The sequence below is a fragment of the Nonomuraea roseola genome (assembly GCF_039535395.1).
Taxonomy (GTDB): Bacteria; Actinomycetota; Actinomycetes; order Streptosporangiales; family Streptosporangiaceae; genus Nonomuraea; species Nonomuraea roseola.
Genome location: NZ_BAAAXC010000012.1, coordinates 402,483 through 417,509, shown reverse-complemented (window position 1 = coordinate 417,509; position 15,027 = coordinate 402,483). Strand labels below are relative to the sequence as shown.

Here is a 15,027-nt window from a genome sequence, read left to right as displayed (position 1 = left end):
CCCGCGCCACGTCAGTGACCTCTGAAGGCCTCCTCCAGCCACCAGGAGCCGCCTCCGCCTCCCACCTTGGCGTGCACCAGCAGCGGCCTGTCCCTCGGCCCCGCCAGCCACGAGGCCACCGCGTCCAGGTCGGCCCGCTGCGTCACCGTCACCGCGGCGCAGCCGTACCCGCGGGCGATCCGCGCCAGATCCGCGGGAGGGAAGGTGACGGTGTCCAGCCGATGCCCCGAGGGCCCGAAGTGGTGCACCTCGGCACCGTAGGCCTCGTCGTCGTAGACCACGATCACCATCGGCAGGCCGAGCCGCACCACGGTCTCCAGCTCGGCGATCCCCATCAGCGCGCCGCCGTCGCCGAGCGCCGCGACGGGCAGCCTGTCGGGCAGCGCCACGGCCGCGCCGATCGCGCTGGCCAGGCCGAGCCCGACCGACTGGAAGGCCTGCGTGAAGCAGAAGCCGCGCTCGTCGGGGACGTCAAGGAACATCGCCGGATAGCCCATGAAGTTGCCCGAGTCGGTGGCGACGACGCGGGCGGGCGGCAGCAGGTCGTCCAGGGCGATGGTGAGCGTTCTGGGGTCGATCCTGCCCTCCCCCGCCTCCTCCTCGTACGGCACGTCGCGCCACCGCACCTGCGCCGCGATGCGCCCGGCCAGCTCGGACGTGCGGTAGCCCTGGACCGGCGGCCCTTCGAGGGCGGCCTCGACCGCTCGCGCCACCCACGCGGTGTCCCCGACGACGCCCAGCTCGACCGGCCGGTGCGCGCCGATGGCAGCGGGGTCGAGATCCACTTGGACGAGCCTGGTGTGCTGACCGATCAGCCTGCCGTGCCTGGTCGTCCACATGTTGAGCGCGCAGCCCCAGCCGACCAGCACGTCCGCGCCCGCGATCAGCTCGGCGGCCAGCGGGGAGGAGAAGCCTCCGCTGACGTCGAGGTCCCATGGGCTGCCCCTGAACAGGCCCTTGGCGACCGCCGAGGTGGCCAGCAGCGCTCCCGCCCTGTCGGCGAGGGCGCGGAGCTCGTCGCCCGCGTGCCTGGCGCCGCGTCCGGCCACGAACACCGGCCGCCGCGCGCCTTCGAGCAGCCGCGCCAGCCGTACGGCGTCGGCGCCGGGCGCGGGCCCCTCCACGGTGACGGACGAGGCGAGGCGGGCGCTCTCGACGACGAGCCGCCACGCCTCGCTCCACACCTCGCCCTCGCCCGCGACCTTGTTCTGCACGTCGAGAGGCAGGTTGAGGAGCACGGTGGCTCCGGCGCGGGCGGTGCGGAAGGCCCCGACGGCGTCCTCGACGGCGGTCGCGGCCGAGCCGACCCTGAGCGGGACCGCGCCCACGGCCCGCGCCATCGCGTCCTGGTCGATGTAAAAGTTGGAGCGCGCCTGCGTCGCCTCCCCCGCCAGCACGATCAGCGGCGTACGGCTCTTGGCGGCCTCGGCCAGTCCGGTCATCGCGTTGGTCAGCCCTGGTCCCTGGTGCACGGACACGACGCCGACCTTGCCGCTCATGCGGGCGTAGGCGTCGGCCATGGTGGCGGCGCCGCCCTCGTGGCGGGCGGCGACGTAGCGCGCGCCGTTCGCCACGAGGGCGTTGGTGACGTGGAAGTTGCCGCTGCCGACCACGCCGAAGACCGTCTCGACGCCGAGCTCGGCCAGCACCCGCCCGACCAGCGTGGCGACGTTCACCGTTCGACCAGGGCCAGCACCCTGACCGGACTGCCCGAGCCGCCCACGATGGGCAGCGGAGGGGCGAGCACGACCGCGCCCGTGGGCGGCAACTGGGCCAGGTTGCGCAGCTGGGTCAGGCCGTACTTGCCGGCTCCGAGCAGGAAGGAGTGGCAGGGGAAGGCCGGGTCGAAGGAGTGCGCCGCGCCCGCGTCCGTGCCGACGGTCTCCACGCCTACGCCCATGATGGGCGTCTCCTCCGCCAGCCAGCGCGCGCACTCGACGGAGATTCCCGGCGAGTGGCCCTGGTTGAGGAAGCCGGCGGCGTCGTCCGACCTGGCGTCCCAGCCGGTGCGGTAGAGCAGCCAGCCGCCCTAGGGCAGCGCCCCGTTGACCCGCTCCCACTCGCGTACGTGCTCGATCTGGAGCAGGAAGTCGGGGTCCTCGGCCGCCTCGGTGGAGTAGTCGAGCACGACGGCGGGGGCGATCAGGCTTCGCACGGGAACCTGGGAGACGTCCTGCCCCTCGCGGGCGGTCACCCAGTGGACCGGCGCGTCGAAGTGGGTGCCCGTGTGCTCGCTGGTGTGGATGTCGTTCCAGTACCACGCGGGGCCGCGGTCGTCGTAGCGGCTGATCTCCTCCAGGCGGAAGGGGGAGGCGTTCCCGAACGGCTCGGGCAGCTGGAGGATCGGCGTCCGGTCGGACAGCGGCGCGGTCAGGTCGATGATCTCGACGCCGCCGGCGCGGACGCTTGCCAGGAGACTTCTCAGGATCGACATGGACGCATCATCGCATTGACATCGCGGGACTCCTTGATGAAGCATCTGGTGTTTCGCAACAGATGTGACGTATGGGGGTAGAACGTGACGAGTGCGACATGCGGCGTGAGGACGTAGCGCGTGCCGGCCGAACTGCACAAGCATCACCGTGACGTCACCGGCGGCTGGCTGCGCCCCGCCGTCTTCGGTGTGATGGACGGGCTGGTCTCCAACTCCGCACTGCTGGCAGGCGTGGTGGGCGGGGGCGCCTCCCCCACGGCCGTCGCGGTCACGGGCCTTGCGGGGCTGGCCGCAGGGGCGTTCTCGATGGCGACGGGCGAGTACACCTCCGTCGCCTCCCAGCGCGAGCTGACCATGGCCGAGATCGCCGTGGAGCGCAAGGAGATCGCCCGCAACCCGGAGGCCGAGGAGCGCGAGCTCGCCCTGGTCTACGAGTCGCGAGGGCTGACCCCCGAGCTGGCCAGGCAGGTGGCGGGCCAACTGCACAGGGACGGCGAGGTGGCCTGGCGGGTGCACGCCCGCGAGGAGCTCGGTGTCGACCCCGACGACCTGCCCTCCCCTTGGGTGGCGGCGGGCTCGTCGTTCCTGGCCTTCGCCGTCGGGGCGCTGATCCCCGTCCTGCCGTTCCTGCTCGGCTTCTCCTCGGTGGTGGTGGCGATCGTGCTCACCGGGCTGGCGCTGTTCGGCACGGGAGCGCTGGTCGCCGGGCTGACCACCAGGTCGCCGCTGTTCGGCGGGGCCCGCCAGCTGGTGCTCGGCGCCGCGGCGGCGGCCGTCACCTACGGCATCGGCACCCTGGTGGGCGCGGCGGTCTCCTGACCCCGCCCCCGGGGGCTACTTGTGCTTGAAGTAGACGAACAGGCGGCCGTGGTTCTTGGCGTCCTTGTCGATGCGGTGGTAGAGCGCCTTGATCTCCTTCTGGTCGAGGAAGCGCAGCACCTTCTTCTTCAGCTGCCCGCTGCCCTTCCCCGGGATGATCTCCACCTCGGTGGCCTTCGTCCTGATCGCCTCGTCGATGATGCCGCGAAGCGCGCGGTCGATCTGGTCGCCCTTGTTGTAGATGTCGTGCAGGTCGAGCTTGAGTTTCACTGTCTCACCCATGGTTTGCAGCCCCCGCTCTGGAAGGCCTTGTCGGTTGCCTCGATCGTGACCGTGGCGGGCCCTGAGGGCAGGCCGCTGGTGATCACCTCGCTCGGGTCTCCCCCCGTGCCCTTCAGTCTGGCCCAATAGCACAGCGGCATGCCCGGAGAGGGGCCGTCGGTCTTATAGGTGCCGGGCTGGATGTCGGTGCCCACCACCTGGATGCCGACGCCGGGAGGCAGCCCGCCCTCGGGCGGCTGCCCCCCGGAAGGCTGCCCGGCCGACGGCTGCCCGGCCGACGGCTGCCCGGCCGACGGCTGCCCGGCCGACGGCTCGCCCGTGGGAGGGCTCGCCGCAGGAGGCGAGCCGCCGAGCGGCGACTGGCTCGCGTCGGAGGGCTGGCTCGCCTGCCCCGTGGGGGCGCCCTCCTCAGGCGCGCTCTCCGTGGGGCTCTCCATGGTCACCGTCATCTCGGGCGGCGAGTACGGCGAAGCCGTCGTCGGCTCCGCCGAGCCCAGGCCGGTGAGGAAGCCGATGAGGAAGCCCAGGATCGCCGCCAGCCCCGAGGCCAGCAGGATCAGCGTGGGGCTGCTCGACGCGCGCGGTGGCGGGGGGTGGCCGTACGTCACGGGGACAAGCGTGCCATGTCCCCCGCTTCCGGTCAGCGGTGCAGATAGTCGACGAGCGACGCCTTCTCGGTCTCGAGCTCCTCGATCGCGCTCTTCACCACGTCCCCGATGCTGACGATGCCCACCAGGCGGCCGGAGTCGATCACGGGCACGTGCCTGATGCGGTGCGTCGTCATCGTCCTGCGCAGGTCGTCGACGTTGGCGTCGGGCGCGCAGGTGCGCACCTCGGACGTCATGATCTCCGCGACCCTGGCGTCGAGGACGCCCGCGCCCTTGTCGTTGAGCCTGCGCACCACGTCGCGCTCCGACACGATCCCGGCGATCGTCGAGCCGTCGTCGGAGACGACGACCGCGCCGATGTTGTGCTCGGCGAGACTGGCCAGCAGCTCCCGCACGGTGGCGTCAGGGCGAACCGTCGCCACTTCCGATCCCTTGTTCCGCAGGATCGTCCCGATCAGCATGGACCACCACCTTGGCTGTAGGTACATGTGACCTGCCCTTCTCATGCGGGGCCCAATCACGAGCGGCAAGGATTTTCCGGTTAGGGTGCTGGAGGACGCGAGAGCCGTACCATGTGAAATACCACTACCTAGTCCAGGGATCCGCATGTCCGAGAAGCTCAACACCGGCAGCCACGACCTGCCCATCACCGACGCGCTGGCCGCCTTCATGGAGACCGGCTGGGCCGATACCAGGCACACCGGCCTGGAAGCGCTGTCCGTCGCGCCCTGGACGGCCAAGCGGCGCGCGGCGCTGGCCGCCCGCTTCCCCGGCGAGCGGCTGGTGATCCCCTCGGGCTCGCTGAAGGCGCGCAGCAACGACAGCGACTACCGCTTCAGGACGCACAGCGCCTTCGCCTACCTGACGGGCGACACCGAGCCCGACGACGTGCTGGTGATCGAGCCGAGCGGGGAGGCGGTGCTCTACCTGCGCCCGCGCTCGCCGCGCGCGGGCAGTCAGGAGTTCTACCGCGACAGGCGCTACGGCGAGTTCTGGGTGGGCCGCCGTCCGGACCTGGACGAGGCGCAGCAGCTCTACCAGGTCGAGTGCGCGCACATCGGCAGGCTCTCGCTCGACGGGCCCGCGAGGGTGCTGCGCGGGGTGGACGCCTCCGTCGACGCCGCGGTCGAGCGCGGCCAGGGCGATGCGGAGCTCGAGACGTTCCTGTCGGAGATGCGACTGCTCAAGGACGAGTGGGAGGTCGCCGAGCTGCAGTTCGCCGTCGACGCGACCAGCAGGGGCTTCGAGGACGTGGTGCGCGCCGTGCCGGAGGCGCTGGGCCAGGTGCGCGGCGAGCGCTACCTGGAGGGCGTCTTCGGGCTGCGGGCGCGGCTCGAGGGCAACGCGGTCGGCTACGACAGCATCGTCGCCTCCGGCGCGCACGCCAACGTGCTGCACTGGATCCGCAACGACGGCCGCCTGTCCTCGCGCGACCTGCTGCTCCTGGACGCCGGCATCGAGACCGACTCGCTCTACACCGCCGACATCACCAGGACGCTGCCGCTGTCGGGCCGGTTCAGCCCCGTGCAGCGGCAGGTGTACGAGCTGGTCTACGAGGCGCAGAGCGCGGCCATCGAGACGCTGAGGCCAGGCGCCCGCTTCCGCGACTTCCACCTCGCGGCGATGCGGGTGATCTGCGAGGGGCTGCACGCGTGGGGCGTGCTCAAGGACTCCCCCTCGTCGCTGATGGAGAGCGGCCTCTACCGCCGCTACACCGTCTGCAGCAGCGGCCACATGCTCGGCCTCGACGTGCACGACTGCGCCAAGGCCAGGGCGGAGAGCTACCTGGACGGCGTACTCGAGGAGGGCCAGGTGCTGACCGTCGAGCCCGGCCTCTACCTGCAGTCCGACGACCTCACGCTGCCCGAGGAGTTCCGCGGCATCGGCGTGCGGATCGAGGACGACCTGGTCATCACCTCCGACGGCGCCAGGCTCATGTCGGCGGGCCTGCCCCGCCACCCCGACGAGGTCGAGGGGTGGATGGCCGCGCTGCTGTCGAGCTGACACGAGCACTCCCCGCGTACGGTAGAGTTTGTTTCACGACGCGGGGTAGAGCAGCTCGGTAGCTCGTTGGGCTCATAACCCAAAGGTCGCAGGTTCAAATCCTGTCCCCGCTACTCGCGAGGCCCGGCCGTCCATCTGGACGGCCGGGCCTTTTGTTGTCCGGTCGTCACCCGCACCCCCTTGGCCGCCTCCTCCTGCCGCAGGGAGTCCGCCAGCTCGCGCAGCGCCGCCTTGCCGCCCACGAACGCCGACCATCTGGGCGCCGATCATCTGGGCACCGCCCGCATCCCCGGCGTGGCGTTGACCAGGATCACGTGCCCGCGCGAGCACGCCGTCCGCCCTCCCTGCGGCGGCGCGCCCTGCCGCCACGACTCGATGGCCCGCCCTGACCAGCGCCTCGACCAGCGGCCCGCCGATCCCGCCGGTCGCCCCTGTCACGAGAATCTCACCCGTGATCGGCAAGCTCCCACCTCCAGGTCACAGGGCCGTCACATTCTGTGGCTGGCTGACAACCTGTGAGCTGCGTCTCATACCTTTTCCTCAAATTCCATGGGAAGCATCGACTTACTGGACTACCCGTCAGTAAGGTGACTGATCCATAGTCGAGCCTTACGAGGTGGTCATGGCGCTGACCGGGTACGTGGGCCGCAAGGCCGGAAGCGTGCTGGGCCAGGTGGGCGAGCTGTTCGTGATCGTCCTCGAGGGCCTGCGCCGTACCTGGGACATCAAGACCTGGTGGTGGGAGTTCGTCGCCCAGTGCTGGTTCCTGGCCCGCGTGACCAGCGTCCCCGTGCTCCTGGTCTCCCTCCCCCTCGGCGCCACCGTGGCCCTGCAGGTCGGCGAGCTGGCCTGGCAGCTCGGCGCCTCCTCGGCGACAGGCAGCGCGGTCTTCGTGGGCCTGGTGCGCGAGGTCGCGCCGATGGCCAGCGCGCTGCTCATCGCGGGCGCGGGCGGCAGCGCGATGACCTCCGACATCGGCGCCCGCCACATCCGCGACGAACTGGCCGCGATGGAGGTCATGGCGGTCAACCCGATCCACCGCCTGGTCACCCCGCGCATGTGGGCGGCCAGCACGGTGGCGGTGTGCCTGGCCCCGCTGGTGATCGTGGCGGGCGCGGCGGGCGGCTACTTCTTCAACGTGATCATCCAGGGCGTCACCCCCGGGGCCTACTTCGACGGCGCGCTGTCGCTGGTGGTGACCACGGACCTCATCGTGACGCTGTTCAAGGCGTGGATCTTCGGCTTCATCGCCGCGGCCGTCTCCTGCTACATGGGCATGACCTGCGCCACCAGCCCCGTGGGCGTGGGCCGCGCGGTGAACAAGGCCACCGTCGTGACGTTCATGCTGGTCTTCGCGATGAACTACGTGATCACCGCGATCTACTTCCTCGCCTTCCCTCCGAAGGTGCTGTGATGGCCACCCGTACGGCGGGCCTCAGGCTGGCGGGGGCGGGCAGGGAGTGGGGCGAGCGCTTCGCGGGCCTCGCCGACTGGCCGCTGTTCATCTGGAAGGTGCTGTTCTACTCCGTCCGCGACGTCATCCTGCGGCTGAAGTACTTCAAGGTCGTCATGCGGCAGGTCAGCGACGTGGTCGTCGGCGTGGGCGCGACCGTCGTGGGCGGCGGCATGATCTTCGTGGTGTTCACGATGGCCTTCGTCGTGGGCGCGACCGTGGGCCTGCAGGGCTACCAGGGTCTGCAGGCGATCGGCGCCGAGTCGTTCATGGGCCTGGTCGGCAGCTTCGCCAACGTCCGCGAGATCACGCCGATCATCGCCGCCGTCGCGCTGGCCGCGCAGGTCGGCTCGTCCTTCACCGCCGAGCTCGGCGCGATGCGCATCTCGGAGGAGATCGACGCGCTGGAGGTGATGGGCATCAACGCCTTCACCTACCTCATCTGCACCCGGGTGGTGGCCGCGCTCATCGCGCTGCTGCCGATCTACCTGATCGCGCTGTTCGCCAGCTTCTTCGCCACCAGGCTGATGTGCACGGTGCTGTTCGGGATGGCGCCGGGCGTCTACGACTACTACTTCTACATCGGCCTGCCGGTCAGCGACATCGTCTACAGCGTGATCAAGGTCGCGGTCTTCGCCTTCGTGGTCATCGTCATCCACTGCTACTACGGCTTCTACGCCACCGGAGGTCCCGTCGGCGTGGGCGTGGCCGCGGGGCGCGCGATCCGCCAGTCGATCGTCACGATCGTCCTGCTCAACCTGCTGCTGTCGTTCCTGTTCTGGGGGGACGGCAGCGGCGTGAAGCTGACGGGGTGAGGCGTGGGCCGTAACGAGCTGTCCCTTCCTGTCCGCATGGCCGTCGCGCTGGCCGTCGTGCTGCTGCTGGTCGCCACCGGCTTCTACCTCGTGCGCAGTGTCACCGAGGTGAGCGGCACCAGGATCCAGGCGGTGTTCGACAGGGCGGGCCAGGGCCTGGACACCAACTCCCCCGTCAAGATCCGCGGCATCACCGTGGGCGACGTGTCGGATGTGGGCCTCGACCTCCAGGGCAGGGCGGTCATCACCATGCACATCCAGCCGGGTGTGCGGCTGCCGCAGACGACGGTCGCCTCCATCGAGCCGACCTCGGTGTTCGGGCCCAAGTTCATCGACCTGCGGCCGGGCTCGGGCGAGGCGCGCGGCCCCTACCTCGGCGCGGGCGCGATCATCACCGACACCGAGGAGGCGCTGGACCTGTCCGACTCGCTCGGCGCCGCCTACAGGGGCCTGGACGCGGTGGACCCGCGGGAGGTCACCGTCATCGTGCACACGATCGCCAAGGGGCTGGAGGGCAGGGGCGCCACGATGCGGGAGCTGATCGGCGACGCCGGCACCGTGGTCGGGGTCGCGCACAGGCACCGCGAGCGCGCCAGGCGCTTCCTCGGCGACGCCGCCGCCCTGTCGGCCAGCCTCGCCGACAAGGGCGACGAGATCGTCTCGATCGCCTCCGACGTCAACACCATCACCCCCGACCTGCTCGAACGGGCCGAGAAGGTGCGCGTCCTGCTCGACCAGATCACCGACATCTCCGAGCTGAGCGCCCACGGGCTGCGCAAGCACCGGCACAACCTGCGGGAAGGCGTCCACTCGGCCGAGCGGGTGGCCGCGCTCATCTACGCGCAGCTGGGCCTGGCGGGCGACGGCGTGCGCGGGGTGACCAAGCTGGTCGACCTGCTCAACAAGCTCATCGAGACCCCAGGACCCGACGGCAGCCGCCAGCTGCAGGTGGAGGCGTTCGTCGCGACCGACATCTGCGAGCTCATCGTCGGCGCCTGCGGCCCCACCGACGGGAGGAGATGAGATGGCCGTCTCCAGGGAGCGCGTGGCGCGCCGCTGGACACTGCTGCGCTTCGGCCTGTTCTTCGCCGTCACCGCCTCGCTGATCGTCTTCCTCGGCCTGCAGATCGCCAGGGTCAGCACCGGCGCCGGATACGCCCTCGTGGCCACCTTCGACGACGTCTCGGGGCTGATGGAGGGCGACCAGGTCAAGATCGCCGGTGCTCCCGTCGGCCAGGTGCGCTCCATCGGGGTCGTGAACGGCAGGGCGGAGGTGACACTGGAGGTCCAGGAGGCGGTGCGGATCCCCTCCGACAGCGAGGCCGCGATCAGGTGGCGCAACGCCGTCGGCCAGCGCGTGGTCTACCTGCTGCCGGGAAGCGCCCCCGACAAGCTCGCGCCGGGCGCCCGCATCGCCAGGACGGCCTCCGTCGTCGACATCGGCGAGCTCGTGAGCGATCTGGGGCCGCTGACCAGGAGCCTCGACCCCGAGCAGATCAACCAGCTGCTCACGGCGGCGGGCAGGGCGCTGGAGGGCAACGACAAGAACATCCCGCGCCTGCTCGACAACGTCAACGACATCACCGGCACGGTCAACCAGCGCAAGGAGCTCATCAGGCAGCTGCTCAAGGACTACGGCACGGTGACGGACGTGGTCGCCAGGCGCGACAAGCAGATCGCCCAGCTGGTGGACAACCTCGTCACGCTGTCGGAGTCGTTCGCCGACAACCGCAAGCTCGTCGACGACTCGCTCGTCGAGCTGTCGGCCACCTTCGACGTCGCCGACCAGGTGCTCGGCAAGAACGCCGACGAGCTCGGCAGGGTCACCGACGGCCTGGCCAGGCTCACCGGCGGCGTCAGGCGCAACGTCGACAAGATCGACAAGACGGTGAACACGATCCGGCCGCTGTTCAGCAGGGCCTACTCCAGCGTCAACCGGGGCCACTACTTCATCTCGGCCGTCCCGTGCCTCGCGCTGGGACCCTCGCCGTGCCCCTACCCCATGGAGTCGCCTCCGCCGTTGCGCGAGAGCCTGAAGGTCCAGAGCTCCAAGGACCTGCGCAGGCTCATGGTGGGTGAGTAATGGCGCTGAAGTCCTTCCGCGACCGCAACAGGATCGTCGTGGGCCTCGTCTCCCTCGGCGTCCTCGGCTCGCTGTTCGTGGGCACGTTCCTGATCGGCACCCTCGGCCTGTTCGAGGGCGGCTACCACATGTCGGGGATCTTCGTCGACTCCGGCGGGCTGAGGACGGGCAACGACGTGCGGGTGGCGGGCGTGCGCGTGGGCGAGGTGACCGAGGTACGGCCCGACTACACGAAGGGGCACGTGGTCGTCACGTGGAAGGTCGAGAGCGAGGTACGGCTGGGCCGTCAGACCAGGGCCGACATCACCCTCTCCAACCTGCTGGGCGGCCGCTACGTCAAGCTGACAGGGCCGGTGGCTGCGCCGTACATCGACCAGCTCCCCGAGGGGCAGCGGACGATCCCCGTCGAGCGCACGGGGACCCCCGTCCTGATCAACGACGCGCTCAAGGACGCGACCCGGCTGGTGAACAAGCTCGACACGAAGGCGGTCGACAAGCTGCTCACCGAGCTGGGGAAGGTGGACCTCGGCAAGCGGGGGCGCGTGACGCGGCTGCTGAAGAACATCGGCGAACTGTCCGACACGATCAGCAAGAGCGAGCCCGACCTGCAGAAGCTGCTCGACAACGGCTCCCGGATCATGGACGTCCTGGAGAAGAAGGACAAGCAGATCGGGCGGCTCCTCGACGCCATCGAGATCATGCTGGACGAGCTGCGCTCGCGCCGCAACGAGCTGCGCACCCTCCTCGGATCGGGCAGCGACCTGGTCTCCAGCACCACCGAACTCATCGTGGAGCACGAGAAGAGCCTGGTGGACACGCTCGACAACACCAGCGCGATCACCACGAAGCTGACGGGCAGCAGGGAGGAGTTCAACTCGGTCCTGGGGTGGGCGGGGCCCACGTTCGCGGGGCTGGCCACGATGGGCGGCCAGGGGCCGTGGATCGAGGCCATCGCCACGGGGCTCGGGCCGATCAACCCGGAGGTGCTGGCCGCGATCGCCAAGGACAGGAAGAACGACCGATGACCCCTCCGCGACCCGACGCGACCGACCCTCCCTGCGCCCCGTTCCCCCGGACAACCCCGTGGCTCCGAGGGGCCGCGCGAGCGCGCGGCGGGCCGGTGCGGCGGGCGGTGGCGGTGCTGGTGGTGATCGCCGTGCTCGCCGCCACCGGCGGGTGCTCGCTGCTCGGTCCCGCCCCCTACCGCCTCACCGCGATCTTCACCAAGGCGCCCAGCCTCTACGAGCAGGCCAAGATCAAGGTCATGGGCCTCGACGCGGGCACCGTCGAGAAGATCACCATCGAAGGCGACAGGGTCCGCGTCGACCTGGCCGTCTACCCGGAGATCCCCCTGCCCGCCGACGTCAAGGCCGTCGTCGCCCCGCAGAACACCCTCGGTGAGCGCAACGTCGTCCTCTATCCGCCGTGGAAGCCGGGCCAGCCGAAGATCGCACCCGGCGCCGTCATCCCCCTGGGACGCACCGACCTGCCCGTCGAGATCGACGACGCCCTCGACGCCTTCACCAGGCTGACCGACGCCCTCGACTCCGACCAGCTCGGCGACGTGGCGGGCGACCTCGCCGACGGGGTGAGAGGCAGGGGCAAGACGATCAACAACGCGCTCGCCGACACCGCCAGGCTCACCGACACCCTCGCCGCCCAGGACCAGCAGCTCATCGACCTGGCCAAGGGCCTCAACAGGCTCGCCACCAGCCTCAACAAGCGCGAGGGCCAGGTCACCAAGACGATCGACGCCTTCGCCGAGGCCAGCGCCACGCTGGCGGAGGAGCGCCGGCGGCTGCGCGGGTTCATCTCCGGCATGGCCCAGTTCGTACGGCGCGGCGACGTGCTCATCGAGGCCTACCAGGAGCGCCTCCCCCAGGGCGTGGCCACGCTGTCGGAGGTGGTCCTCACCGTGCGCGCCAACAGTGAGCAGATGGCCCAGACGATCAAGGGCGCCGCCGACTTCGCCGACGTGATCATCGACGCCTGGGACAAGGAGCAGCACGTGCTCAAGATCAGGGTGGTCCTCAACGCGATGACCCGCGCATGGCTGGCCCCGCTGTTCGACTCGCTCAACCTGCCCAAGCTGAAGTGCCTGGGCGGCGGCCTGAGCAACTGCCCCTACGAGCGGGAGCGGCGATGAGAGCCGCACACGCCGCCCTCGCCGTGGTCATGGCCGCCTCGGGCTGCACGCTGCAGACGGTGGGCGCGACACAGGGCGAGCTGACGCTGTCGGCGACCTTCTCCGACGTGCAGAGCCTGGTGGTCGGCCACAGCGTGCAGATCTCCGACGTGCGGGTGGGCAGCGTGACCGACGTGCGGCTCGAGGGCTACCGGGCCAAGGTGACGATGGCCATCCAGCAGGACAAGCGCGTCCCCGCCGGCACCAGCGCGACGGTGGCAAAGACCTCGATCCTGGGTGAGAACTACGTCCTGCTCACCCTGCCCAAGGGCAAGGACCTGGCCACGGGGCCGTTCCTGCCGGACGGCGCGACGATCACCGACACCAGCGTCGAACCCGACATCGAGCAGGTCACCGCGAAGGCGGGCCCGCTGATCGAGGCGCTCGGCGCGCAGGACGTCAACGCCATCCTGGAGGCCGCCTCCACCGCCTTCGCGGGCAAGGGCGGCGACGTCAACAAGCTGATCAGGCAGACCGCGCAGGTCACCGACAGCTACGCGGCCGCCAGAGCGGAGATCGCGGGCACCATCGACGGCCTGGCCAAGCTCGGCGACCAGCTCGCCAAGGGCAGCAAGGACCTCGACAGGCTGCCCGGCACGCTCGTCGCCGCGACGGAGAGGGTGAAGCACGGCCGCAAGCACATCAAGAAGGCGATCGTCGCGCTCACCAAGCTGGCCAAGGAGGCCAATGTCACGGTCTACCCCCGTCACGCGGCCAGGCTGCGTACGCTGCTGCGTGAGCTGGATGCCATCAGCGCGTCGATGCTGCGCGGCAAGGAGGACCTCAAGACGCTGGTCACCAGGATGCAGGCCTACATCGACCTCCCCCCGATCACGGTCAACGGCCAGGTGCTCATCTACATCTGGCTGAAGGGCCTGCTGCTGCCGGAGAACAAGGGCGTCATCCCGAACAGGCCTGACGTCGATCCAGGCCCGCAGCCCAACCGCAGGGACGACTTCCGCCTGCTCTGGGAGCCGCCGCGATGAGGACCCGCATCTATCTCAACCTCGCCTTCTTCGCCCTGCTCGGCGTCGTGATGACGATCTGGGCGTTCACCACGATCATCAAGCTCGACGTGATCACCCAGCCCTACCGGGTCTCGGCCGAGTTCGCCTCCTCCCCCGGTCTGGTGCGCGGCTTCGACGTCGCCTACCTGGGCGTCCGCGTCGGCAGGATCGGCGACGTACGGCTGGCGCCTGGCAAGGTCGTCGTCGGGCTCGACCTCGACAGGGGGGTCAGGCTACCCAGGGCCAGCACGGCCGAGGTGCGCCGCAAGTCGGCCATCGGCGAGCCGTACGTGGAGCTCTCCCCGCCCGAGAAGGGCGTGAACGGGCCCTTCCTCGCCCCCGGCGACGTGATCCCGCTGACCAGCACCACGGTGCCGCTCGACTACAAGAAACTGTTCGAGGGCGTGGGCAAGCTGCTCAACGCGGTGCCGCCCAAGGACGCCAAGACGATCACCCACGAGCTGGCGGTCGCGCTCGACGGCAGGGCGCCCTCGATCAGGGGCATCATCGACGACGCGCACGACCTCACCGACACCCTCGCCGACAACTCCAGGACCCTCGACGAGCTGGCGGTGCAGCTGACCCAGCTCACCGGCACGCTGGCGGGGCGCAGGGACAAGCTGGCGGCGGGCATCACCGACCTGTCGGCGGTGACGGGCTCGCTGCGTGAGTCGCGCAAGGAGCTCAACGCCTTCCTCGACCACGGGCCCGGGGTCTTCGGACAGATCGACACGCTGATCAGGACGGCGAGACCGGGGCTGTCCTGCGCGCTGACGGCCGCGGGGCTGCCGCACAGGCCCGTCTTCTCGTCCGAGACCGAGCGGAACACCCACCACCTGCTCAGCGTGGTGCCGACCGCGCTCAGCCTGGCCGACGACATCAGCGACAAGCGGCCCGACGGCACGGTGTACGGCAGGACCACCTTCGTCTTCAGCGTGCCAGGCGGCCCTCAGCCGGCCGAGGAGTACGAGGGCCCGATCGGGCCGCCGAAGATGGCGCCGCTGCTGGAGTGTCCGAAGCACGCCCCTGTGCGCATGGTCGACTTCGAGGCCGACAGGGGCCCGCATCCCGCGGACGCGCCCGACCCCGATGATCCCGCGGCCCCTGCCGACCGTGAGGATCCCGAGGCGGCCGCTGAGCCCGACGACGCCTCCTCGGACAAGGAGGCGCAGGCGGCCACGCCTGGCGCCGACGCCGCGACGTCCGCCTCGGCCTCGGGCACGCCCCAAGACCTCACGCCGCTCGTCATCGCCATCCTCCTGGCCGTCGTCGTCAGCGGCGGCGTGCTGGGCTGGATCGCGGTGGGGCGCTCCTCCCGCCGCCGTGGAACGGAGTAA

General features: G+C 70.4%; 15 protein-coding genes, 1 tRNA gene and 1 pseudogene. 11 read left to right on the top strand and 6 right to left on the bottom strand.

What is annotated here, in order from left to right; all coding sequences use genetic code 11:
* Positions 1 to 11 precede the first annotated feature (11 nt).
* Positions 12 to 1,676, bottom strand: a complete 1,665-nt coding sequence (locus ABFX55_RS14010) for a thiamine pyrophosphate-binding protein (RefSeq protein WP_346121091.1) — start codon at positions 1,674 to 1,676, stop codon at positions 12 to 14.
* A pseudogene (locus tag ABFX55_RS14005) lies at positions 1,673 to 2,434 on the bottom strand (cyclase family protein). Before ABFX55_RS14005 ends, ABFX55_RS14010 begins: the two are co-directional and overlap by 4 nt.
* A gap of 120 nt (positions 2,435 to 2,554) precedes the next feature.
* Between ABFX55_RS14005 and ABFX55_RS14000 the strand changes: the two are divergent.
* Positions 2,555 to 3,253 (top strand): VIT1/CCC1 transporter family protein, encoded by a 699-nt coding sequence (locus ABFX55_RS14000; RefSeq protein WP_346121089.1) that lies wholly within the window; start codon positions 2,555 to 2,557, stop codon positions 3,251 to 3,253.
* Between the two features lie 15 nt (positions 3,254 to 3,268).
* On the opposite strand, the gene ABFX55_RS13995 is transcribed toward ABFX55_RS14000, so the two are convergent.
* Genes ABFX55_RS13995 through ABFX55_RS13985 form a run of 3 tightly spaced genes read right to left on the bottom strand, consistent with a single transcriptional unit; the run spans position 3,269 to position 4,604 of the window.
* On the bottom strand, positions 3,269 to 3,523 hold the full coding sequence (locus tag ABFX55_RS13995; protein ID WP_183659324.1) for a Smr/MutS family protein: 255 nt from the start codon (positions 3,521 to 3,523) through the stop codon (positions 3,269 to 3,271).
* Complete coding sequence (locus ABFX55_RS13990) at positions 3,520 to 4,143, bottom strand: Rv1352/Rv1906c domain-containing protein (RefSeq protein ID WP_346121087.1); 624 nt, start codon at positions 4,141 to 4,143, stop codon at positions 3,520 to 3,522. The genes ABFX55_RS13995 and ABFX55_RS13990 overlap by 4 nt, the downstream gene beginning before the upstream one ends.
* Positions 4,144 to 4,175: 32 nt before the next feature.
* The gene (locus tag ABFX55_RS13985) at positions 4,176 to 4,604 is read right to left on the bottom strand and encodes a CBS domain-containing protein (RefSeq protein ID WP_346121085.1); all 429 of its coding nucleotides are present in this window, start codon (positions 4,602 to 4,604) and stop codon (positions 4,176 to 4,178) included.
* Positions 4,605 to 4,749: 145 nt separating this feature from the next.
* On the opposite strand from ABFX55_RS13985, the gene ABFX55_RS13980 reads away from it, so the two are divergent.
* Together ABFX55_RS13980 and ABFX55_RS13975 are read left to right on the top strand one after the other, a co-directional pair.
* The gene (locus ABFX55_RS13980; RefSeq protein WP_346121083.1) at positions 4,750 to 6,147 is read left to right on the top strand and encodes an aminopeptidase P family protein; all 1,398 of its coding nucleotides are present in this window, start codon (positions 4,750 to 4,752) and stop codon (positions 6,145 to 6,147) included.
* A gap of 39 nt (positions 6,148 to 6,186) precedes the next feature.
* Positions 6,187 to 6,260 (top strand) — tRNA-Met (locus ABFX55_RS13975).
* Here ABFX55_RS13975 and ABFX55_RS13970 read toward each other — a convergent pair.
* Positions 6,220 to 6,585: a hypothetical protein gene (locus tag ABFX55_RS13970; RefSeq protein ID WP_346121986.1), complete on the bottom strand. Its 366-nt coding sequence runs from the start codon at positions 6,583 to 6,585 to the stop codon at positions 6,220 to 6,222. The two genes, ABFX55_RS13975 and ABFX55_RS13970, sit on opposite strands and share 41 nt — an antisense overlap.
* 184 nt (positions 6,586 to 6,769) lie before the next feature.
* Here ABFX55_RS13970 and ABFX55_RS13965 point away from each other — a divergent pair, with 184 nt between their 5' ends.
* Genes ABFX55_RS13965 through ABFX55_RS13930 form a run of 8 tightly spaced genes read left to right on the top strand, consistent with a single transcriptional unit; the run spans position 6,770 to position 15,027 of the window.
* Positions 6,770 to 7,561, top strand: a complete 792-nt coding sequence (locus ABFX55_RS13965) for an MlaE family ABC transporter permease (protein WP_346121081.1) — start codon at positions 6,770 to 6,772, stop codon at positions 7,559 to 7,561.
* Entirely contained in the window at positions 7,561 to 8,415 is an 855-nt protein-coding gene (locus tag ABFX55_RS13960; protein ID WP_346121079.1) for an ABC transporter permease, read from the top strand. Before ABFX55_RS13965 ends, ABFX55_RS13960 begins: the two co-directional genes overlap by 1 nt.
* Positions 8,416 to 8,418: 3 nt before the next feature.
* Positions 8,419 to 9,438: an MlaD family protein gene (locus ABFX55_RS13955; protein WP_346121077.1), complete on the top strand. Its 1,020-nt coding sequence runs from the start codon at positions 8,419 to 8,421 to the stop codon at positions 9,436 to 9,438.
* A gap of 1 nt (position 9,439) precedes the next feature.
* Positions 9,440 to 10,498 carry an MCE family protein gene (locus ABFX55_RS13950; protein ID WP_346121075.1) on the top strand — a complete coding sequence of 353 codons (1,059 nt, stop codon included), beginning with the start codon at positions 9,440 to 9,442 and terminating at the stop codon, positions 10,496 to 10,498.
* Complete coding sequence (locus ABFX55_RS13945; RefSeq protein ID WP_346121073.1) at positions 10,498 to 11,523, top strand: MCE family protein; 1,026 nt, start codon at positions 10,498 to 10,500, stop codon at positions 11,521 to 11,523. The genes ABFX55_RS13950 and ABFX55_RS13945 overlap by 1 nt, the downstream gene beginning before the upstream one ends.
* Positions 11,520 to 12,644, top strand: a complete 1,125-nt coding sequence (locus ABFX55_RS13940; protein WP_346121071.1) for an MCE family protein — start codon at positions 11,520 to 11,522, stop codon at positions 12,642 to 12,644. Before ABFX55_RS13945 ends, ABFX55_RS13940 begins: the two co-directional genes overlap by 4 nt.
* Positions 12,641 to 13,669, top strand: a complete 1,029-nt coding sequence (locus tag ABFX55_RS13935) for an MCE family protein (protein WP_346121069.1) — start codon at positions 12,641 to 12,643, stop codon at positions 13,667 to 13,669. Before ABFX55_RS13940 ends, ABFX55_RS13935 begins: the two co-directional genes overlap by 4 nt.
* On the top strand, positions 13,666 to 15,027 hold the full coding sequence (locus ABFX55_RS13930) for an MlaD family protein (protein ID WP_346121067.1): 1,362 nt from the start codon (positions 13,666 to 13,668) through the stop codon (positions 15,025 to 15,027). Before ABFX55_RS13935 ends, ABFX55_RS13930 begins: the two co-directional genes overlap by 4 nt.

Bases quoted from the DNA above. Each gene is read 5' to 3' on its own strand.
- ABFX55_RS13985 (WP_346121085.1), bottom strand. From the start codon at position 4,604: ATGCTGATCGGGACGATCCTGCGGAACAAGGGATCGGAAGTGGCGACG.
- ABFX55_RS13980 (WP_346121083.1), top strand. From the start codon at position 4,750: ATGTCCGAGAAGCTCAACACCGGCAGCCACGACCTGCCCATCACCGAC.
- ABFX55_RS13965 (WP_346121081.1), top strand. From the start codon at position 6,770: ATGGCGCTGACCGGGTACGTGGGCCGCAAGGCCGGAAGCGTGCTGGGC.
- ABFX55_RS13960 (WP_346121079.1), top strand. From the start codon at position 7,561: ATGGCCACCCGTACGGCGGGCCTCAGGCTGGCGGGGGCGGGCAGGGAG.
- ABFX55_RS13950 (WP_346121075.1), top strand. From the start codon at position 9,440: ATGGCCGTCTCCAGGGAGCGCGTGGCGCGCCGCTGGACACTGCTGCGC.
- ABFX55_RS13945 (WP_346121073.1), top strand. From the start codon at position 10,498: ATGGCGCTGAAGTCCTTCCGCGACCGCAACAGGATCGTCGTGGGCCTC.
- ABFX55_RS13940 (WP_346121071.1), top strand. From the start codon at position 11,520: ATGACCCCTCCGCGACCCGACGCGACCGACCCTCCCTGCGCCCCGTTC.
- ABFX55_RS13935 (WP_346121069.1), top strand. From the start codon at position 12,641: ATGAGAGCCGCACACGCCGCCCTCGCCGTGGTCATGGCCGCCTCGGGC.
- ABFX55_RS13930 (WP_346121067.1), top strand. From the start codon at position 13,666: ATGAGGACCCGCATCTATCTCAACCTCGCCTTCTTCGCCCTGCTCGGC.